The following is a 20,691-nucleotide window of genomic DNA, read 5'->3' as shown; positions in this document are numbered from 1 at the left end:
AAACAGAAAGAAGTAATCTTGCCAATATAATGGCGAATCACTTGTTTCTATTTAATACCTATTTTATTTATTAGCATCTAAAGTTTCGTATTTATAGTGGTGGAGCCAAACGGAGTCGAACCGTTGACCTCCTGCGTGCAAGGCAGGCGCTCTACCAACTGAGCTATGGCCCCGTAAATAATGGTAGGCCTGGGCAGACTTGAACTGCCGACCCCCGCGTTATCAACACGGTGCTCTAACCAGCTGAGCTACAGGCCTTTGTATGCCTACAAAGGCAAAAGCTAATAAATACTAGCTTAAACTAAAGAACAACTTGTTGTGAATTCTTGCTGACCGAATGTCATCTATAAGGAGGTGATCCAGCCGCAGGTTCCCCTACGGCTACCTTGTTACGACTTCACCCCAGTCATCAACCACACCGTGGTGAACGCCTCCCCGAAGGTTAAGCTATCCACTTCTGGTGCAATCAACTCCCATGGTGTGACGGGCGGTGTGTACAAGGCCCGGGAACGTATTCACCGCGGCATTCTGATCCGCGATTACTAGCGATTCCTACTTCATGGAGTCGAGTTGCAGACTCCAATCTGGACTACGATAGGCTTTTTGAGATTCGCATCACATCGCTGTGTAGCTGCCCTCTGTACCTACCATTGTAGCACGTGTGTAGCCCTGGTCGTAAGGGCCATGATGACTTGACGTCGTCCCCGCCTTCCTCCAGTTTGTCACTGGCAGTATCCTTAGAGTTCCCGGCTTAACCCGCTGGTAACTAAGGACAAGGGTTGCGCTCGTTGCGGGACTTAACCCAACATCTCACGACACGAGCTGACGACAGCCATGCAGCACCTGTATTCTAATTCCCGAAGGCACTCCCGCATCTCTGCAGGATTCTAGATATGTCAAGACCAGGTAAGGTTCTTCGCGTTGCATCGAATTAAACCACATGCTCCACCGCTTGTGCGGGCCCCCGTCAATTCATTTGAGTTTTAACCTTGCGGCCGTACTCCCCAGGCGGTCTACTTATTGCGTTAGCTGCGTCACTAAGTCCTCAAGGGACCCAACGACTAGTAGACATCGTTTACGGCGTGGACTACCAGGGTATCTAATCCTGTTTGCTACCCACGCTTTCGAGCCTCAGTGTCAGTATTATGCCAGAAGGCTGCCTTCGCCATCGGTATTCCTCCAGATCTCTACGCATTTCACCGCTACACCTGGAATTCTACCTTCCTCTCACATACTCTAGCTCTACAGTTTCAGATGCAGTTCCCAGGTTGAGCCCGGGGATTTCACATCTGACTTATAGAGCCACCTACGCTCCCTTTACGCCCAGTAATTCCGATTAACGCTTGCACCCTCTGTATTACCGCGGCTGCTGGCACAGAGTTAGCCGGTGCTTATTCTGCAGCTAATGTCATCGTCCGTGGGTATTAACCACGGAGTCTTCTTCACTGCTTAAAGTGCTTTACAACCAAAAGGCCTTCTTCACACACGCGGCATGGCTGGATCAGGGTTTCCCCCATTGTCCAATATTCCCCACTGCTGCCTCCCGTAGGAGTCCGGGCCGTGTCTCAGTCCCGGTGTGGCTGATCATCCTCTCAGACCAGCTACAGATCGTCGCCATGGTAGGCCTTTACCCCACCATCTAGCTAATCCGACTTAGGCTCATCTAATAGCGAGAGCAGTAAACTGCCCCCTTTCTCCCGTAGGTCGTATGCGGTATTAATACGAGTTTCCCCGTGCTATCCCCCACTACTAGGTAGATTCCTAAGTATTACTCACCCGTCCGCCGCTCGACGCCTGATAGCAAGCTATCATCGTTTCCGCTCGACTTGCATGTGTTAAGCCTGCCGCCAGCGTTCAATCTGAGCCATGATCAAACTCTTCAGTTTAATCTTGCTATGAAGTCCTTTAAAGAGACTTCTAAACTTGGCTCATCTAATCTGGCAAAATCGCTAAAAATTATGTTCGTAATGAATTAACTTTGAGTTTTTTACTGTCTTAAAAGATAATTTTTATAGTTAGTATTCTATCGAAAGGATAGTCAACCAACTTTATTTTTTAACATTCTGAATCAGCAAAAATCCACACAAGTTGTTCTTTAGTTATGCTTTTAAATAATGCCTAATCACTGTCGTCCAGTGTTAGTATTCTAACTAAACAGTAATAGCCAATGTGGCTTATCCTATTTAGCGAGCTGACTATCATATCATGTTTTAATAGTCTGTCAACTTCTTTTTTTATCTCGTTTCAATGAGTTAACTGGGTTTTAATTAAGTAATTATCTCCTAATTACTGCCAGTTCTCCCTGTTGAGGGGCGTATTATAGACGCTTTAAATCTTGAGTCAAGAGGTATTCTAATTTAATTCAAATAAACTTGGTTATGGCTGTTTTATTGGCTTTTTCAACGATTTAAATTTTAGATTCAGGCAAAAGAAAACCCCCTTTGACATAAGTCAAAGGGGGTTTTCTAGGAATAGAGAGCTGACGATGACCTACTCTCACATGGACGAATCAACACTACCATTGGCGCAACGATGTTTCACTTCTGAGTTCGGGAAGGGATCAGGTGGGGCCATCGCGCTATTGTCGTCAGCAAAGGGGTTAGATATGAGTCTGTTGTTTTTATTGTTTGACTATAAATTTTACTTTTTAGTCGATCAACTTATAACCTAACTGAATCAAGGTTAAAGGTGATATCGAAATATTCTCTCTTTATTCTATAAGCCACTACAGCTTATACAAGATAGATTAATTAGACTTGCATACAAACCACTTGGGTGTTGTATGGTCAAGCCAAACGAGCAATTAGTACAGGTTAGCTACATGCATCGCTGCACTTCCACACCCTGCCTATCAACGTCCTAGTCTTGAACGGCTCTTTAGGGAAATCTAATCTTGAGGTGGGCTTCCCGCTTAGATGCTTTCAGCGGTTATCCCATCCGAACGTAGCTACCGGGCAATGCCACTGGCGTGACAACCCGAACACCAGAGGTTCGTCCACTCTGGTCCTCTCGTACTAGGAGCAGATCCTCTCAAATTTCCAACGCCCACGGTAGATAGGGACCGAACTGTCTCACGACGTTCTAAACCCAGCTCGCGTACCTCTTTAAATGGCGAACAGCCATACCCTTAGGACCTGCTTCAGCCCTAGGATGAGATGAGCCGACATCGAGGTGCCAAACACCGCCGTCGATATGAACTCTTGGGCGGTATCAGCCTGTTATCCCCAGAGTACCTTTTATCCGTTGAGCGATGGCCCTTCCATACAGAACCACCGGATCACTAAGACCTACTTTCGTACCTGCTCGACTTGTGGGTCTCGCAGTTAAGCGCGCTTTTGCCTTTATACTCTACGACCGATTTCCGACCGGTCTGAGCGCACCTTCGTACTCCTCCGTTACTCTTTAGGAGGAGACCGCCCCAGTCAAACTACCCACCATACATTGTCCTCGGTATTGTTATACCTGAGTTAGAACCCCAACATGACCAGGGTGGTATTTCAAGATTGGCTCCACAAACACTAGCGTGTCTGCTTCAAAGCCTCCCACCTATCCTGCACAAGTCAGGTCAAAGTTCAATGTAAAGCTGTAGTAAAGGTTCACGGGGTCTTTCCGTCTAGCCGCGGGTACACAGCATCTTCACTGCGATTTCGATTTCACTGAGTCTCTGCTGGAGACAGCGCTGCCATCATTATGTCATTCGTGCAGGTCGGAACTTACCCGACAAGGAATTTCGCTACCTTAGGACCGTTATAGTTACGGCCGCCGTTTACTGGGGCTTCGATCAAGAGCTTCGCTTACGCTAACCCCATCAATTAACCTTCCAGCACCGGGCAGACATCACACCCTATACGTCCACTTTCGTGTTTGCAGAGTGCTGTGTTTTTAATAAACAGTTGCAGCAGCCTGGTATCTGCGACTGCCAGCAGCTCAAGGAGCGTGTCCTATCACCACCAACAGCGTACCTTCTCCCGAAGTTACGGTACCATTTTGCCTAGTTCCTTCAGCAGAGTTCTCTCAAGCGCCTTGGTATTCTCTACCTGATCACCTGTGTCGGTTTAGGGTACGATTCGTTTATAACTATTGCTTAGAAGCTTTTCCTGGAAGCATGGTATTTGCCACTTCACTGTACAAGTACAGCTTGCTATCAGATCTCAGCCATGTAGTAGCCCGGATTTACCTAAGCCACAAGCCTACATCCTTTCACCTGGACAACCAACGCCAGGCTGACATAACCTTCTCCGTCCCTCCATCGCATTATAAACAAGTATCAGAATATTAACTGATTTCCCATCGACTACGCCTTTCGGCCTCGCCTTAGGGGTCGACTCACCCAGCCCCGATTAACGTTGGACTGGAACCCTTGATCTTCCGGCGTGCGAGCTTTTCACTCGCATTATCGTTACTCACGTCAGCATTCGCTCTTGTGATACCTCCAGCATGCCTTACGACACACCTTCACAGGCTTACACAACGCTCCCCTACCACTTGAAAACAAATTCAAATCCGCAGCTTCGGCTCCTAGTTTGAGCCCCGTTACATCTTCCGCGCAGGCCGACTCGACTAGTGAGCTATTACGCTTTCTTTAAAGGATGGCTGCTTCTAAGCCAACCTCCTAGCTGTCTATGCCTTCCCACCTCGTTTCCCACTTAACTAGGAATTTGGGGCCTTAGCTGGCGGTCTGGGTTGTTTCCCTCTCCACAATGGACGTTAGCACCCACTGTGTGTCTCCCGGATATCACTCATCGGTATTCGGAGTTTGCATCGGTTTGGTAAGTCGGTATGACCCCTAGCCGAAACAGTGCTCTACCCCCAATGGTGTTCGTCCGAGGCGCTACCTAAATAGCTTTCGGGAGAACCAGCTATCACCGAGTTTGATTAGCCTTTCACCCCTATCCACAAGTCATCCCCTGGCTTTTCAACGACAGTGGGTTCGGTCCTCCGGTGCCTGTTACGGCACTTTCAACCTGCTCATGGATAGATCACTCGGTTTCGGGTCTATACCCTGCAACTAAACGCCCTATTAAGACTCGGTTTCCCTACGGCTCCCTAAACGGTTAACCTTGCTACAGAATATAAGTCGCTGACCCATTATACAAAAGGTACGCAGTCACTCCAATAAATTGAAGCTCCTACTGCTTGTACGCACACGGTTTCAGGTTCTATTTCACTCCCCTCACAGGGGTTCTTTTCGCCTTTCCCTCACGGTACTGGTTCACTATCGGTCAGTCAGGAGTATTTAGCCTTGGAGGATGGACCCCCATCTTCAAACAGGATTTCTCGTGCCCCGCTCTACTTAATATGTTAACTCTAATGTTTCGAATACAGGACTATCACCTACTACGGTCAGCTTTCCCACGCTGTTCTTCTACATTAGAATTAATCGGCTTCTCCCCGTTCGCTCGCCGCTACTAGGGAATCTCATTTGATGTCTATTCCTAAGGGTACTGAGATGTTTCACTTCCCCTCGTTCGCTTCTTGTACAAGTACAAGATACCTACCTTATGGTAGGTGGGTTTCCCCATTCAGAAATCTCCGGATCACAGGATATTGCCGCCTCCCCGAAGCTTATCGCAGGCTGTCACGTCTTTCATCGCCTCTGACTGCCAAGGCATCCACCATGTGCGCTTCATTACTTGACCATACAACCCCAAGTAGTCTCTCGACTTCTAAGTGTCATACAATCTAATTATGATAACGATATCACCTAATTTTATACGCTTGATTCAGTTCTCTTATTACTTTTTTAATAACTCACCCCTGGGATAACAACTGATGTCGTTAAGAGGTGAGTTATTAAGGTTAAGTGCGCGTGAACACGCTCTTCCTAACCCAGACTCATAACTATGTTTTTAAATAGTTCCTACTCTCTCGTCGAGTAGCAGGTTCTGTATAAAACAGAAAGAAGTAATCTTGCCAATATAATGGCGAATCACTTGTTTCTATTTAATACCTATTTTATTTATTAGCATCTAAAGTTTCGTATTTATAGTGGTGGAGCCAAACGGAGTCGAACCGTTGACCTCCTGCGTGCAAGGCAGGCGCTCTACCAACTGAGCTATGGCCCCGTAAATAATGGTAGGCCTGGGCAGACTTGAACTGCCGACCCCCGCGTTATCAACACGGTGCTCTAACCAGCTGAGCTACAGGCCTTTGTATGCCTACAAAGGCAAAAGCTAATAAATACTAGCTTAAACTAAAGAACAACTTGTTGTGAATTCTTGCTGACCGAATGTCATCTATAAGGAGGTGATCCAGCCGCAGGTTCCCCTACGGCTACCTTGTTACGACTTCACCCCAGTCATCAACCACACCGTGGTGAACGCCTCCCCGAAGGTTAAGCTATCCACTTCTGGTGCAATCAACTCCCATGGTGTGACGGGCGGTGTGTACAAGGCCCGGGAACGTATTCACCGCGGCATTCTGATCCGCGATTACTAGCGATTCCTACTTCATGGAGTCGAGTTGCAGACTCCAATCTGGACTACGATAGGCTTTTTGAGATTCGCATCACATCGCTGTGTAGCTGCCCTCTGTGCCTACCATTGTAGCACGTGTGTAGCCCTGGTCGTAAGGGCCATGATGATGACTTGACGTCGTCCCCGCCTTCCTCCAGTTTGTCACTGGCAGTATCCTTAGAGTTCCCGGCTTAACCCGCTGGTAACTAAGGACAAGGGTTGCGCTCGTTGCGGGACTTAACCCAACATCTCACGACACGAGCTGACGACAGCCATGCAGCACCTGTATTCTAATTCCCGAAGGCACTCCCGCATCTCTGCAGGATTCTAGATATGTCAAGACCAGGTAAGGTTCTTCGCGTTGCATCGAATTAAACCACATGCTCCACCGCTTGTGCGGGCCCCCGTCAATTCATTTGAGTTTTAACCTTGCGGCCGTACTCCCCAGGCGGTCTACTTATTGCGTTAGCTGCGTCACTAAGTCCTCAAGGGACCCAACGACTAGTAGACATCGTTTACGGCGTGGACTACCAGGGTATCTAATCCTGTTTGCTACCCACGCTTTCGAGCCTCAGTGTCAGTATTATGCCAGAAGGCTGCCTTCGCCATCGGTATTCCTCCAGATCTCTACGCATTTCACCGCTACACCTGGAATTCTACCTTCCTCTCACATACTCTAGCTCTACAGTTTCAGATGCAGTTCCCAGGTTGAGCCCGGGGATTTCACATCTGACTTATAGAGCCACCTACGCTCCCTTTACGCCCAGTAATTCCGATTAACGCTTGCACCCTCTGTATTACCGCGGCTGCTGGCACAGAGTTAGCCGGTGCTTATTCTGCAGCTAATGTCATCGTCCGTGGGTATTAACCACGGAGTCTTCTTCACTGCTTAAAGTGCTTTACAACCAAAAGGCCTTCTTCACACACGCGGCATGGCTGGATCAGGGTTTCCCCCATTGTCCAATATTCCCCACTGCTGCCTCCCGTAGGAGTCCGGGCCGTGTCTCAGTCCCGGTGTGGCTGATCATCCTCTCAGACCAGCTACAGATCGTCGCCATGGTAGGCCTTTACCCCACCATCTAGCTAATCCGACTTAGGCTCATCTAATAGCGAGAGCAGTAAACTGCCCCCTTTCTCCCGTAGGTCGTATGCGGTATTAATACGAGTTTCCCCGTGCTATCCCCCACTACTAGGTAGATTCCTAAGTATTACTCACCCGTCCGCCGCTCGACGCCTGATAGCAAGCTATCATCGTTTCCGCTCGACTTGCATGTGTTAAGCCTGCCGCCAGCGTTCAATCTGAGCCATGATCAAACTCTTCAGTTTAATCTTGCTATGAAGTCCTTTAAAGAGACTTCTAAACTTGGCTCATCTAATCTGGCAAAATCGCTAAAAATTATGTTCGTAATGAATTAACTTTGAGTTTTTTTACTGTCTTAAATGATAATTTTTATAGTTAGTATTCTATCGAAAAGATAGTCAACCAACTTTATTTTTTAACATTCTGAATCAGCAAAAATCCACACAAGTTGTTCTTTAGTTATGCTTTTAAATAATGCCTAATCACTGTCGTCCAGTGTTAGTATTCTAACTAAACAGTCATAGCCAATGTGGCTTATCCTATTTAGCGAGCTGACTATCATATCATTTTTTAATAGTCTGTCAACTTCTTTTTTTATCTCGTTTCAATGAGTTAACTGGGTTTTAATTAAGTAATTATCTCCTAATTACTGCCAGTTCTCCCTGTCGAGGGGCGTATTATATAGAGTTTAAGAGCTGTGTCAATGCCTTAATTAAAGGTTTTTTAACTAATTTGACTGCCTTTTTAATAACTGATTATTTTCAATGGGTTAGGGATAAAACAATTAAACCATATTCTGAAAAAGTCTTTTTACGGCTGTTTTCTGTTGATCAGAAGGCTAATTTCTACTATCTAGCCTATCACTATGAACTTATTATAGTCATTGATATGGTATTTAACGCTACCTATATTCATCACTATTGATATTGGCACAAAGTGCACCTATATATAGAAGCAGACCTAACCCCTTGCTATCTAGTGTTAATAGGCGGTTTTTGCTATAATAGTTGCTTTTATGACATTGCTTAATAGCCGTTCTGCTTTATCTTACGAGAAGGCAGTTCGTTTCACCTTATATAGCGTTGATTATAGCTTGTTAAATGGCGCTTAATCATTATGCTATATAAGGTGAAAGACAGTGCTATTAAGTCGTGCTTATCTCTTACAACATATCATAGTAGTTAGATATAATTGACGTGGTCTTACGGTTATATGATTGATGGTTGCAATCATCACTGCCAACGGACCCAAAAAGGTGAATAGATTATGGTAGCGATTACTTTACCCGATGGTAGCGTAAAAAACTTCGAAGGCAATACTACGGTCATGGAAGTGGCACAAAGTATAGGGACAGGACTGGCGAAAGCAACAGTCGCTGGACGTGTAGATGGGCATTTGGTAGATGCGCATGATCCTATCATTGCTGATGCTAAAGTCGAAATCGTGACACCAAAAGACGACGATGGTGTCGATATCATTCGTCACTCATGTGCGCATTTGCTAGGTCATGCAGTCAAGCAACTGTACCCTAATGTGAAGATGGTCATCGGTCCAGTAATCGAAGATGGCTTTTATTATGATATCTATAGTGAGACGCCATTTACGCCTGAGCATATGGAAGCTATTGAAAAGCGCATGATGCAGCTGATCAAGCAAGATTATGACGTTGTTAAAAAGATGACACCACGTGCAGAAGCGATTGAGATATTTGAGTCACGTAACGAAGATTATAAGCTTAAGTTAATCAATGATATGCCAGGCGAAGAAGCCTTTGGCCTGTATCATCATCAAGAATACGTCGATATGTGCCGTGGCCCACACGTGCCAAACACACGATTCCTAAAAGTATTTAAACTGACCAAAATGTCTGGTGCTTATTGGCGCGGTGATGCGAAAAACGAGCAGCTACAACGCATTTATGGTACTGCGTGGGCCGATAAGAAACAGTTAAAAGCATATATACAACGTATTGAAGAAGCAGAAAAACGTGACCATCGTAAGATTGGTAAAGCGTTAAATCTGTTCCATATGCAAGAGCAAGCACCCGGTATGGTGTTCTGGCATGCAAACGGTTGGACGATTTATCAAGTACTTGAGCAATATATGCGTAAAGTGCAACATGATAATGGCTATGAAGAAATCAAAACACCACAAATCGTGGATCGTAGCTTGTGGGAGCGTTCTGGACATTGGGGCAATTACGCCACCAATATGTTCACGACCTCTAGTGAAAACCGTGATTATGCTGTAAAACCGATGAACTGCCCTTGCCATGTGCAAGTCTTTAACCAAGGCCTAAAATCTTACCGTGACCTACCTTTGCGTATGGCGGAATTTGGTTCTTGTCATCGTAACGAACCATCAGGTTCATTGCATGGCTTGATGCGTGTTCGTGGTTTTACCCAAGATGATGCACATATCTTCTGTACTCAAGCGCAAATTCAGCAAGAAGTGGCTGACTTTATCAAGCTAACACTTGCCGTCTATGAAGATTTCGGTTTCGATAGCATTATTATGAAACTCTCAACTCGTCCTGAAAAACGTGTTGGTAGTGATGAATCATGGGATTTTGCAGAGAAAGCCCTGTCAGATGCACTGGATAGCTCAGGTCTTGACTGGGATTATTTACCAGGCGAAGGCGCATTCTACGGTCCGAAGATTGAATTCAGTCTAAAAGACTCGTTAGGTCGTGTATGGCAGTGCGGTACCATTCAGGTTGATCCAAACATGCCTGAACGTTTAGATGCTGAGTTCGTCAATGAGCAAAATGAGCGCGAAGTGCCTGTTATGTTGCACCGTGCTATATTGGGTTCATTTGAGCGTTTCATTGGTATATTGATTGAAAACTATGCGGGTTGGATGCCAGTATGGCTAGCACCACAACAAATAGTCGTCATGAATATCACTGATAAACAAGGCGAAGCTTGTGAAAACGTCGTCAGTGAACTAAAAAATGCAGGTTTGCGAGCTATTAGTGACTTGCGTAACGAAAAGATTGGATTTAAGATACGAGAGAAAACATTAGAACGTATTCCCTATATGCTAGTATTAGGGGATAAAGAAGTCGAATCGGGCAGTGTCAACGTCCGTACGCGTGAAGGTGAAAACCTTGGCGTGATGAGTGTTTCTGAATTTATTACATTAGTACAGACCGCTGTGGCTGAGAAAGGCCGACAGACCCCAAAAACAGATGAGGAGTAATACCTATTAAACAGTCGAACCGTTTGAACATCAACGAAGATATCAGTGCCAAAGAAGTCCGTCTGGTTAAAGAAGACGGCGAACAAATGGGCGTGGTCGATATCGACACCGCGATGAAAGCGGCACGTGAAGACAGTCTAGATTTGGTCGAATTAGTTCCTGAAGCTAAACCGCCAGTATGCAAAATCATGGATTATAAGCATTTCCTCTATGATCAAAAGCAGAAGGCAAAAGAAGCTAAGAAAAACCAAAAACAGACTCAGCTCAAAGAGATGAAGCTACGTCCAAGTACCGAAGAAGCCGATTATCAGGTTAAACTGAGAAAAATCGTTAGCTTCTTGGAAGATCAAGACAAAGTTAAAATTAGCATCCGTTTCCGCGGACGTGAAATGGCGCACCAAGATATTGGTCGCAAACAACTTGATCGTATTATTGAAGATACCGCTGATATCTCAAACGTCGAGCAGTACCCTAAGATGGAAGGTCGTCAAATGGGTATGCTGCTTGGGCCAACTAAGAAAAAATAATCTGTTTTTCAGATTGTCTTAGTTGTGGCTGTTAGTCGATGTAGATACTTGTAATCTTAACCATCAATATGCTGCGGGATATTGATGGTTTTTTAATATTTAGACCTATGAATAGCCATTTTTTAATATAATAAGTCGACGCTACTTTACAAAATCTATCTTCTCAACCTTTTCATTACCAGTTAGTCTAAAGGTCTGCTGTACGACATTTATACCATTCAAATAAGTACAATCGAGTGTATAAAAATATCCATTTACTGCTAACGTGTTTTACGATTACCGTCTTTTGTAGCTATTGACCAAAAATACTGTCCATTTCAGATATTATAGGAAACTTCATGCAAGAATTGACTCCACCAGAAAACGCAACAACTCCAAGTATTTCTTTGACGCCGCCTGAACCTGTGAAAGAAATACAAAAAAGTGAAGCAGATCAGATGGTCAAGTTGGATGAAAGCCAGATTCCAGAGCTCGATGCCAAAGTTGACGCTTTTGTAGATCACGTTCTTACTAACTCTGTGCATAGCGATGAGTTTAGACAAAACGTGCAGTCTATTCATAACTTGGGTACGAAAGAGATTCGTGAATCGGCACAAGTATCTAACCGTATGTTGGATTTACCAGCGAAAAGTCTCAATGATAGCTTGTTTGACAACTCCCCTATTGCCAAGTCATTGACTGAACTGCGCGGTATCGTAGAAGATTTAGATCCGAGTAAAAAGGAGCTGACCAGCTCACGCAAACTATTCGGCCTCATACCTTTTGGTAATAAAGTGCAAGACTATTTTCGCCAATATGAGTCAGCACAGTCACACATCAATGCAGTGGTAACCAGTCTTTATAATGGTAAAGATGAGCTGCTCAAAGACAATGCGATGATTGAGCAAGAAAAAGTCAATATGTGGGAGCTGATGCAATCTATTCGTCAGTACGTCTATGTCGGCAAAAAAATTGACGAACAGCTAGAGCAAAAAGTATATGCAATCGAAGCGACTGATCCTGAAAAAGCTCGCATTATTAAAGAAGAAATGCTGTTCTATGTGCGTCAAAAGAATACGGATTTTTTGACTCAATTGGCTGTCAATGTACAAGGTTATTTGGCGCTTGATACTATTCGTCGTAATAATTTAGAGCTAATCAAAGGCGTAGATCGTGCTACAACAACGACTGTGTCAGCATTACGTACGGCTGTCGTTGTTGCTCAAGCAATGACCAATCAGAAACTGGTACTTGATCAAATCACTGCGTTGAATAAAACCACCAGTAGCTTGATTGAATCAACCTCAGCGATGCTAAAACGTCAGTCAGGTGAAATTCATGAACAAGCCACTAGCAGCAGTATCGAGCTTGATAAACTGCAAAACGCCTTTAATAATGTCTATGACACGATGGATATGATTAGCAATTATAAGATTGAAGCGCTAGAGAATATGAAGCTAACGGTCAACACATTGACCAGCGAAGTCGACAAAGCACAGAAATATCTCGACAAGTCTAATCAAACAACCGTGCTAGAAGTCTCAAAAGAAATTGACAGTAAAAAGATAACCAATAAATCAAGTAAGGTCGATGTTGATATTTGATTTATCACAATAGTTGTTACTAATTGAAGGTAACAACTCCTTGCTACTGAACACACATAAGACAATTGACGCAAGATATTGCCACGTTGTTCGTGTTAAGATAGCCCCTATTAATAATTTTAAAAATAGATACGGTAATTTATGAGTTGGAATGATCCAAACGCCTCAAGCGAGGCAAAAAGATATGACAATCCCATCCCTAGTCGTGAGCTAATACTTAGCACGATTACTGAGCATGGTGAAGTCACTCATCAGCAATTGGCAAAAGCCTTTAATATTGATGATCCGGACCAGTTTGATGCTTTGGGCAATCGCCTAAAAGCAATGGCGCGCGATGGACAAGTAAACCGCGACGGTCGTCCTTATCGCTATCGCACAGTGACTCAGCAAGATGTCGTCACTGGCACAGTGTCTGCGCATCCTAAAGGTTTTGGTTTTGTACTTTTGAGCGACATGCCAGATTTGTTTTTGCATGAAAAGCAAATGCGTTGGGTATTCAATGGCGATACCGTCGAAGCAGTCGGCACGTCAACAGACAATCGTGGCCGTACTGAAGGGCGTATCGTCGATGTTGTTGAACGTCGCCAAAACAACTTCATTGGTACACTAGCTCGTGATGATGATGGCTACTGTGTCGAGCTTGGCAGTCCAAATAACCATCAGCCGATTACGGTCACTGAAGACAACGTACAAGCGTTTAATGCCAAACAAGGCTCTCCTGTCAAAGTCGATATCATCGATTGGCCAAACCAGCATGAGTTTGCTACTGGTAAAATCACGGAACTCCTGTCTGATGACAATGATCGTGAACTGATTATTGAAACCACGCTACTCAACTATGACATCCCTTCAGACTTCAGTGAAGCCACACTCAAACAAGCTGATGGCTATCAAGAGCCGACTGAAAAAGACATCAAAGGTCGCACAGACTTACGTCATTTACCACTCGTCACGATCGATGGTGAAGATGCACGTGACTTTGATGATGCCGTATTTGCTGAAAAACGCTCTGGTGGTAACTATCGCGTTTTAGTAGCGATTGCTGATGTCAGTTATTACGTGACGCCAAATTCAGCACTTGACCAAGATGCTTACGAACGTGGTACCTCAGTATACTTCCCGCATCGCGTGATTCCGATGCTACCTGAAGTACTTTCTAATGGTCTGTGTTCATTGAACCCTAATCTTGATCGTCTGTGTATGGTTGCTGATATTAAGATATCACGCGCTGGCAAAGTTACTGGGTATGAGTTTTATCCTGCGGTTATGCATTCACAAGCACGTTTGACCTATAATCAAGTAAATGATTATCTGGTAAATCCGACTGATAAGCGCTTGCCTGAATCATTAACAGGTAATAAAGACGTTAAAAAATCTGTCGACACGTTACATCAGCTTTATGAGCTACTGCTTAAAAAACGTGAAGAACGTCATGCGATGGAATTTGAGACGGTTGAAACCTACATCAAGTTCAACGAAAAAGGCGGCATCGAGGCTATCCTGCCACGTACTCGTGGTGATTCTCAGAAGCTTATCGAAGAATGTATGCTACTGGCCAATACCTGTGCAGCGAACTTTGCGCTAAAGCATGAGCTACCTGTCTTGTATCGTAACCATGATAAGCCTGATGGTGAAAAATCAATGCGTATTCATGAATATGCAAAGAACTTTGGCCTACCTTTCCCAGAAGAGAACCCAACGCAAGCGGATTATCAGCGCATTATTGAAGCGACTAAAGACAGACCCGATGCGATTAGTATCCATAGCATGCTATTGCGTTCAATGATGCAAGCTAACTATGCACCTGACAATATCGGTCACTTTGGTCTGGCATATGACGAATATAGCCACTTTACCTCCCCTATTCGTCGCTATCCTGATCTGATGCTGCATCGTGCTATTAAAGCAAAAGTGACTAATAGCCAACAGCCTGCCATGGACTTTTCTCTTGAAGGTGCTGGTACGCAAACGTCAGATACAGAACGCCGTGCAGAAAAAGCATCTCGCTATGTAGAGTCTTGGCTCAAATGTCATTACATGAAAGACCATGTTGGCGAAGAGTTCGAAGGTGTGGTGACTACCGTTACTAGCTTCGGTCTATTTGTGACATTGACCGACTTATATATCGATGGTTTGGTCCATATCTCAAACGTCGGTGATGACTTCTTTGTCTATGATGAGCAGCAGCAGCAGCTGATCGGTAAAGACAAAGGTACTTTGTTTGGACTTGGTGATTCGGTCAAGGTCAAAGTTGCTGGCGTGAACATGGATCTATTGCAAATTGACTTTGATTTAAAAGCCAAACTGCAATCTAGTGAAATGAATCAGACAAAAAAAGTACCCGCTAAAAAGAGTCCAGCTAAGAGAAGTAGCAGTCGTAGTAAAGGCGCTAATAAGAAAGGCTAGTTTTAGTTAGATACTCGAAATATAAAAAAGGCTAACGTCATCGTTAGCCTTTTTTTATGTCTCACTATTCATATAAATGCGTGGTACTTGCTCAATAAGCACTGGCTACTGTGCAGTGTTATCCATCTCTTCTAAATTTTTCTGTTCTGCTTGTTGAGCTTGATCTATTTGAGTCGTGGCACTGTCAAGGATGGCTTTAGGCTGCTCACCCAATGGCTTGCTAGTGATAGCATCAGAGCTGCTTGCTTCGATGTGAGTCTCAGGTATTTCTGCGCTGATATCACTATGCTCAGATGTTACGCTACTGACGAGCGCTTCTCTATTCTTATCACGTTGACTACCATTAATAAGGTTAAAGCCAAGTAAGGCTACCATGCCAACTAGCGCGAATATAATCAGATGTTTCATTTGCATAGGAAATGTCTCGTATTTGAATAATTATCAGATATACGTTTCGTTGCATTTTCTATGCCTATTTTAAAACTGGTCTATATATAGTTGATTCAATATGGTTTGGATACAAGGAAGACGAATGAAAGTACTACAAATAGTAGACTAAGTGAGGCTGACACCGTATCCAATTTATAGAGGATGGACTATATGTCACTCTTGCGGGCTATTATTGTTTAATAAATCAGTCTCATCTGAACGTTCTGCAATCTCTTGCTCAACCTTTTTCATTAGTTTGTCATCAGAACGCGCACTGAGAACATCACTAGCATTGTCATCTTGCAAAATAAGCTTGGCACGTGCTTTCGCTTGTTTTTTGTCCTTATTATCAGTATTACTACTATCACCATTTATAACGCTATCGGGCACAGTCGGTGTAACCGTCACGTTAGATGTATGGTTTAAAGGATTGCTTTGCATATGCTCAAAGGCTTTTTCTAAATCACGATTAAAACGTAATCGATAAATAGGTTCAGGTAGGCTGAAACCCTCATCCTCTAGTGCGTGTTTGGTCTCACGAATGGCAATACTGCGTGCTTTTGAAAAGTCCGTCTCTGACTGATCTACCCAAACTTGAAATTCTAAGACGATGTTAGAGTCGCCAACATTACTAATGACAGCAATTGCTTTTGGCTCATCTAATACGAATGCCAAACTATGTATTGCGTCCAATCCAACCTTGATAGCAGCTAATGGATCATCATTAGCATCGACGCCCAACTCAAAGGTAAATCGACGTTCAGGATTTTTGGTGTAATTGAGGATAGTACCTTTGAAGACTTCAGAATTAGGAATCCGTAACTGATTGCCATCTAGTGTCATCAATATCGTTGCGCGTGAAGTCAAGCGCACCACTATCCCTTCTTGCCCATTAATCACAATATGATCACGTGCACGAAATGGTTGGCGAATACTGAGCATTAGCGATGCGATATAGTTTTCAATCGTATCTTTGACCGCAAAACCAACCGCAATACCAATGACGCCAGCACCACCAAGCAATGTGCTTAAGATGGTCTCTGCTCCTATTAAGCTGAGCGCTAGGATCAGGCCAAATATAATGAAGATGACTTTGACGGTTTGTGACAGCAGCTCAGCGACAAATGGATTGGGTGTCAACCGTTGCCACATTCTTTTGCGATTAGACAACCAGCTACCAAACCAGCTCACCAGTATAAACAGAATGATACCGACCAATAATAGTGGTAAGGCTTTGACCAGATTTTTGGCTTGTATCTTGAGACCTTGATAGACAGTAGTGACATTATCTTGCACATCTAGTGTACGATCAATCTGATCCGAAACGGTGACCACATCTGTCAAACGATTGGTCAAATTAATGGCCTGCTGTGCTTTTTTTTCGTTTGGCGTCTCTCCCGTTAAGGTAACAACACCTTGGGCGACACCAACATTGACAGCTTGTAACCCATCAATTTCAGAAAAAATACCTTTGATACGTTGACGAATGTCATTGTCTTTTTGCGGGGTCGGTGTGGTTTCAATTTGGGCGTTATTGGTACTTTCGCTGACGATTACCGGCGATGGAGTTGGCTCGGGTTCAGATGACTGCGTAGGAAGCTCAACAATGTCAGCTTCTGGTTCCGCAATATCATTTGATACAATGCTTTCTGCACGCTCTATTTCTGATACTTTGGTGATATCAATGGTTTCTTCACCAATAGCATAAACCGGAAGAGAACAAAGGATACTTAGTAGCAACCATATCTGACACCACGCTCTTGGACAACTGCGTATCCTTGGAAGGTCTAAACGAGTTGCCATAAGCATCCTTTGCTAGCTTTACTGATTTTTATTGCTAAGTTTCACTGCTAAATTGTTTCTTATTTACGATCTAGATAAATCTGCGCTTCACTTAAACTTAGCGTGCCTTCATAAATAGCACGGCCAGTAATGATGCCTTCGATACAGTCACCATAAGGCTTCAGTAGCTCAATATCTTTCATATCGGTTACGCCGCCTGATGCAATCACTGGTAAGCCGCCTTCACGAGCCAAGTTAACCGTTTGCTCGACATTGACGCCTTGCATCATGCCATCACGGGCAATATCGGTATAAACGATTGAAGAGACACCTACATCAGCAAAACGCTTGGCAAGCTCAGTTGCTTTGGTATCAGTAACGTTCGCCCAACCATGGGTTGCGACCATGCCGTCTTTTGCATCGATACCTACAATGATATGACCCGGAAATTCGCGGCAAGCTTCTGCGACAAACTCAGGGTTTTCGACTGCTTTTGTACCGATAATAATATAAGTCAAACCTGCAGTGATATATTGTTCAATGGTGTTCATGTTACGCACACCGCCGCCCAGTTGAATAGGCAAGTTCGGATAAGCTTTGGTAATATCGTTGACTACTTGTCTATGAACAGGAACGCCATCAAAGGCACCATTCAAATCGACCAAATGCAATCGGCGTGCACCTTCCTCTACCCAGCGTGCTGCCATCGCAACTGGATCATCAGAGAATACCGTATCATCTTCCATACGGCCTTGTTTTAAGCGTACACATTTACCATCTTTTAAATCAATCGCCGGGATAATGACAGGCACAGCACACATATCGCATTCCTTATAAAACAAAATATTGAATAAATTTGAAAAACTAAACTTTGAATATTATGGTGTATTGAGTCCTCAACACACGCTAAATAATGATAAAAAACATTGCCCAAAACCGTATTCATGACATAAAAACTAAAAGTGATAACTATAAGTTTTTATAATTACAGCCATTGAAAACATTAGGTAAATTGAATTCCTGACTGGCAATTTTAGGTCAATTTAGCGTATAATCCTAGGTAAATTTTATTTGTTTCTATGTGATAGTAACCATACGTTATATTTTTATTAGGTCAATCACGACTAAAAAAAGATTAGCGGTCAGGATGAATCGAGTAAGAGCTAAATACATTTACATGATATTGGCTGACTTCTTGCTAAGAAAGGTTATATTAGAAATCTCAACTGGTCGATCGAAACAGATTACCCTGCAGTATTACACACTCTAATTAAATACCTTTCCTAACGTTTTCATATTGTCTTTATCACTGGTCAACGACACTAAAATAGCTATTATTGGCTTTATAGCAATATTATACGATAAGTGCACACTGCTTGTTAATTGCTTAGCCAGTTTGTCTTTTTACCAGTTTATCATCTATCTCAATAGATCGTTATTTGGCTACATACTTATTCAATTAAGTATCTTTTCTAGGATACTGAACTCATAAGTGGGGTCTACAATACTGGTATTAAGAATTTTAATTTTCAATGAAACGTATGATAAAGCTGTTTATCTTAAGAACTGTCACTTTTAGCTCACTGCTTTAGCGATAGGTTTTAATTGGATGGTTTTAATATACACCTTGGTAGCCAGTCGCCACTTTGGTAATTCGAATAAGACATTAACGTGTTGTTAAGGAGTCTAAGGTCAGCGTTAATACTCTTAATAGTAGTTATGATCGTGCTTTATTTTTAGAAAACTCTATAACCATCCTATTATAGGAATAGTTGAGTGAGTGCTTTATTAAATGATGCATATGTTCATGCTACCGATGTACCAAACAGGAAGTCTGGTATCGTTTTAGACTATGGACTAAGTTTTCGCTTATGATTACCATCAAAAAAGGTTTGGATTTGCCCATCACCGGCGAACCCTCCCGCGAGATATCTGAGCACCAACCGACACACGTAGCCCTTATTGGCTATGATTACATCGGTATGAAGCCCACGATGAATGTCAAAGAAGGTGACATCGTAGCAAAAGGTCAGCCCGTTTTTGAAGATAAAAAACGTGCAGGCGTTATCTACACTGCCCCTGCTGCTGGTAAAGTTGTCGCGATTAAACGCGGTGACCGTCGTGTGTTTGAGAGCCTCGTTATTGCGGTCGACCCAAAAGGTGAAGAAGTAGACTTCGAGCGCTATGACTCCCAGCAACTGGCTGACCTAGACTCTGAAGTTGTCGAAACCCAATTACTTGCCTCTGGCGAATGGACTGCGTTTCGCACGCGCCCGTTTAGCCGTACGCCAGAAATCGGTGCCCGTCCTCATGCCATCTTTGTCACTGCTATAGATACCAGTCCCCTAGCGTTTGATCCAATGTTGCTGATCAATGAGCAGCTACAAGCGTTCAATGATGGTCTTGCTGTGTTGTCGACACTCAGCCCAAAGACGTTTGTCTGCCATCATGGTAATGCCCAGCTGACACCGGTCGCAAAAACTGCTGCGAATAACGTCACTGAGTATCATGGCTTTGCTGGTAAGCATCCAGCTGGTCTGGCAGGTACGCACATTCACTTTTTACACCCAATCATGCGTGGCGTGAGCGTCTGGACAATTGGCTATCAAGATGTGATTGCAATTGGTAAGCTATTTACCACCGGCCGTCTATACACACCTCGCTTGATTAGCTTAGCAGGCCCCTCTGTCAGTAACCCACACTTGGTTATGACTGAGCGCGGCGCTGATATTACTGCCTTGACCAAAGGTCAGCTAGCAGCTGGCGAGAACCGTATCATTTCAGGTTCGGTATTATCTGGTCGCAAAGTGTTTAGCAATATTGCCTATATTGGTCGTTTTCACAATCAGATCAGTGTGCTGACGGAAGGTCATGAGCGCCCAGCGTTCCACTTCTTTACGCCAGGTAAAAACCGTTTCTCAAAACTGCCTATCTATATCTCGCAGTTTTTTGGTGGCAAAAAGTACAACTTTACCACCACGAGTAATGGCTCACCGCGAGCGATGGTGCCAATTGGTGTCTATGAAGAGGTCATGCCTCAAGACTATCTACCAACCCAACTACTACGTGCATTGATTGTCGAAGACATGTTGGTCGCCGTTGATTTAGGCGTACTTGAGTTGGATGAAGAAGATTTAGCACTATGCACCTTTGTATCTCCTGGCAAATATGAATTCGGTGATATCTTGCGTGATAACTTAACGCGCATCGAACTGGAGGGCTAACCA

At 43.9% G+C, this 20,691-nt stretch carries 8 protein-coding genes, 4 tRNA genes and 4 rRNA genes; 5 read left to right on the top strand and 11 right to left on the bottom strand.

Features of this window, described 5'->3' with window-relative positions:
- Positions 1 to 97: 97 nt before the first annotated feature.
- The 8 genes from JMW61_RS04635 to JMW61_RS04600 all read right to left on the bottom strand — a co-directional run bounded on the left by JMW61_RS04635 (position 98) and on the right by JMW61_RS04600 (position 7,781).
- Positions 98 to 173 (bottom strand) — tRNA-Ala (locus JMW61_RS04635).
- A gap of 8 nt (positions 174 to 181) precedes the next feature.
- Positions 182 to 258: transfer RNA gene (locus JMW61_RS04630), tRNA-Ile, on the bottom strand.
- An 89-nt stretch (positions 259 to 347) separates the two neighbouring features.
- Positions 348 to 1,886, bottom strand: a 16S ribosomal RNA gene (locus tag JMW61_RS04625).
- A 591-nt stretch (positions 1,887 to 2,477) separates the two neighbouring features.
- Positions 2,478 to 2,592 (bottom strand): 5S ribosomal RNA (gene rrf, locus JMW61_RS04620).
- Positions 2,593 to 2,782: 190 nt separating this feature from the next.
- A 23S ribosomal RNA gene (locus JMW61_RS04615) occupies positions 2,783 to 5,639 on the bottom strand.
- 350 nt (positions 5,640 to 5,989) lie between these two features.
- A tRNA-Ala gene (locus JMW61_RS04610) sits at positions 5,990 to 6,065 on the bottom strand.
- 8 nt (positions 6,066 to 6,073) lie between these two features.
- Positions 6,074 to 6,150: transfer RNA gene (locus tag JMW61_RS04605), tRNA-Ile, on the bottom strand.
- Between the two features lie 89 nt (positions 6,151 to 6,239).
- A 16S ribosomal RNA gene (locus JMW61_RS04600) occupies positions 6,240 to 7,781 on the bottom strand.
- Together the 16S, 23S and 5S rRNA genes with 4 tRNA genes alongside form the textbook arrangement of a ribosomal RNA operon.
- Before the next feature lie 1,021 nt (positions 7,782 to 8,802).
- On the opposite strand from JMW61_RS04600, the gene thrS reads away from it, so the two are divergent.
- The 4 genes from thrS to rnr all read left to right on the top strand — a co-directional run bounded on the left by thrS (position 8,803) and on the right by rnr (position 15,253).
- On the top strand, positions 8,803 to 10,737 hold the full coding sequence (thrS, locus tag JMW61_RS04595) for a threonine--tRNA ligase (protein ID WP_201549780.1): 1,935 nt from the start codon (positions 8,803 to 8,805) through the stop codon (positions 10,735 to 10,737).
- 23 nt (positions 10,738 to 10,760) lie between these two features.
- Complete coding sequence (infC, locus tag JMW61_RS04590; RefSeq protein WP_010197324.1) at positions 10,761 to 11,264, top strand: translation initiation factor IF-3; 504 nt, start codon at positions 10,761 to 10,763, stop codon at positions 11,262 to 11,264.
- A 338-nt stretch (positions 11,265 to 11,602) separates the two neighbouring features.
- Positions 11,603 to 12,847: a toxic anion resistance protein gene (locus JMW61_RS04585; protein WP_201549779.1), complete on the top strand. Its 1,245-nt coding sequence runs from the start codon at positions 11,603 to 11,605 to the stop codon at positions 12,845 to 12,847.
- Between the two features lie 141 nt (positions 12,848 to 12,988).
- Positions 12,989 to 15,253, top strand: a complete 2,265-nt coding sequence (rnr, locus tag JMW61_RS04580) for a ribonuclease R (RefSeq protein WP_201549778.1) — start codon at positions 12,989 to 12,991, stop codon at positions 15,251 to 15,253.
- Positions 15,254 to 15,358: 105 nt separating this feature from the next.
- Here the strand turns inward: rnr and JMW61_RS04575 are convergent, their stop codons facing one another.
- From JMW61_RS04575 to hisA, 3 genes are all read right to left on the bottom strand, one after another.
- The gene (locus tag JMW61_RS04575) at positions 15,359 to 15,667 is read right to left on the bottom strand and encodes a hypothetical protein (protein ID WP_197099426.1); all 309 of its coding nucleotides are present in this window, start codon (positions 15,665 to 15,667) and stop codon (positions 15,359 to 15,361) included.
- A gap of 189 nt (positions 15,668 to 15,856) precedes the next feature.
- Complete coding sequence (locus tag JMW61_RS04570) at positions 15,857 to 17,485, bottom strand: mechanosensitive ion channel family protein (protein ID WP_201549777.1); 1,629 nt, start codon at positions 17,483 to 17,485, stop codon at positions 15,857 to 15,859.
- Positions 17,486 to 17,544: 59 nt separating this feature from the next.
- Positions 17,545 to 18,285 (bottom strand): 1-(5-phosphoribosyl)-5-[(5-phosphoribosylamino)methylideneamino]imidazole-4-carboxamide isomerase, encoded by a 741-nt coding sequence (hisA, locus tag JMW61_RS04565; protein WP_197099428.1) that lies wholly within the window; start codon positions 18,283 to 18,285, stop codon positions 17,545 to 17,547.
- A gap of 1,050 nt (positions 18,286 to 19,335) precedes the next feature.
- Here hisA and JMW61_RS04560 point away from each other — a divergent pair.
- Positions 19,336 to 20,688, top strand: coding sequence for a Na(+)-translocating NADH-quinone reductase subunit A (locus tag JMW61_RS04560; RefSeq protein ID WP_201549776.1), 1,353 nt, complete (start codon positions 19,336 to 19,338; stop codon positions 20,686 to 20,688).
- Positions 20,689 to 20,691: the final 3 nt, after the last annotated feature.

Origin of the sequence: Psychrobacter fjordensis (genome assembly GCF_904845995.1) — a bacterium.
Taxonomy (GTDB): domain Bacteria; phylum Pseudomonadota; class Gammaproteobacteria; order Pseudomonadales; family Moraxellaceae; genus Psychrobacter; species Psychrobacter fjordensis.
The sequence above is the reverse complement of the archived record's forward strand: the minus strand, read 5'-3'. Positions and strand labels throughout refer to the sequence as shown.

What these genes read in the sequence shown, in the direction of transcription:
- thrS (WP_201549780.1), top strand. Translation starts at nt 8,803, where the DNA reads ATGGTAGCGATTACTTTACCCGATGGTAGCGTAAAAAACTTCGAAGGC.
- JMW61_RS04585 (WP_201549779.1), top strand. Translation starts at nt 11,603, where the DNA reads ATGCAAGAATTGACTCCACCAGAAAACGCAACAACTCCAAGTATTTCT.
- rnr (WP_201549778.1), top strand. Translation starts at nt 12,989, where the DNA reads ATGAGTTGGAATGATCCAAACGCCTCAAGCGAGGCAAAAAGATATGAC.
- JMW61_RS04575 (WP_197099426.1), bottom strand. Translation starts at nt 15,667, where the DNA reads ATGCAAATGAAACATCTGATTATATTCGCGCTAGTTGGCATGGTAGCC.
- JMW61_RS04570 (WP_201549777.1), bottom strand. Translation starts at nt 17,485, where the DNA reads ATGGCAACTCGTTTAGACCTTCCAAGGATACGCAGTTGTCCAAGAGCG.
- hisA (WP_197099428.1), bottom strand. Translation starts at nt 18,285, where the DNA reads ATGTGTGCTGTGCCTGTCATTATCCCGGCGATTGATTTAAAAGATGGT.
- JMW61_RS04560 (WP_201549776.1), top strand. Translation starts at nt 19,336, where the DNA reads ATGATTACCATCAAAAAAGGTTTGGATTTGCCCATCACCGGCGAACCC.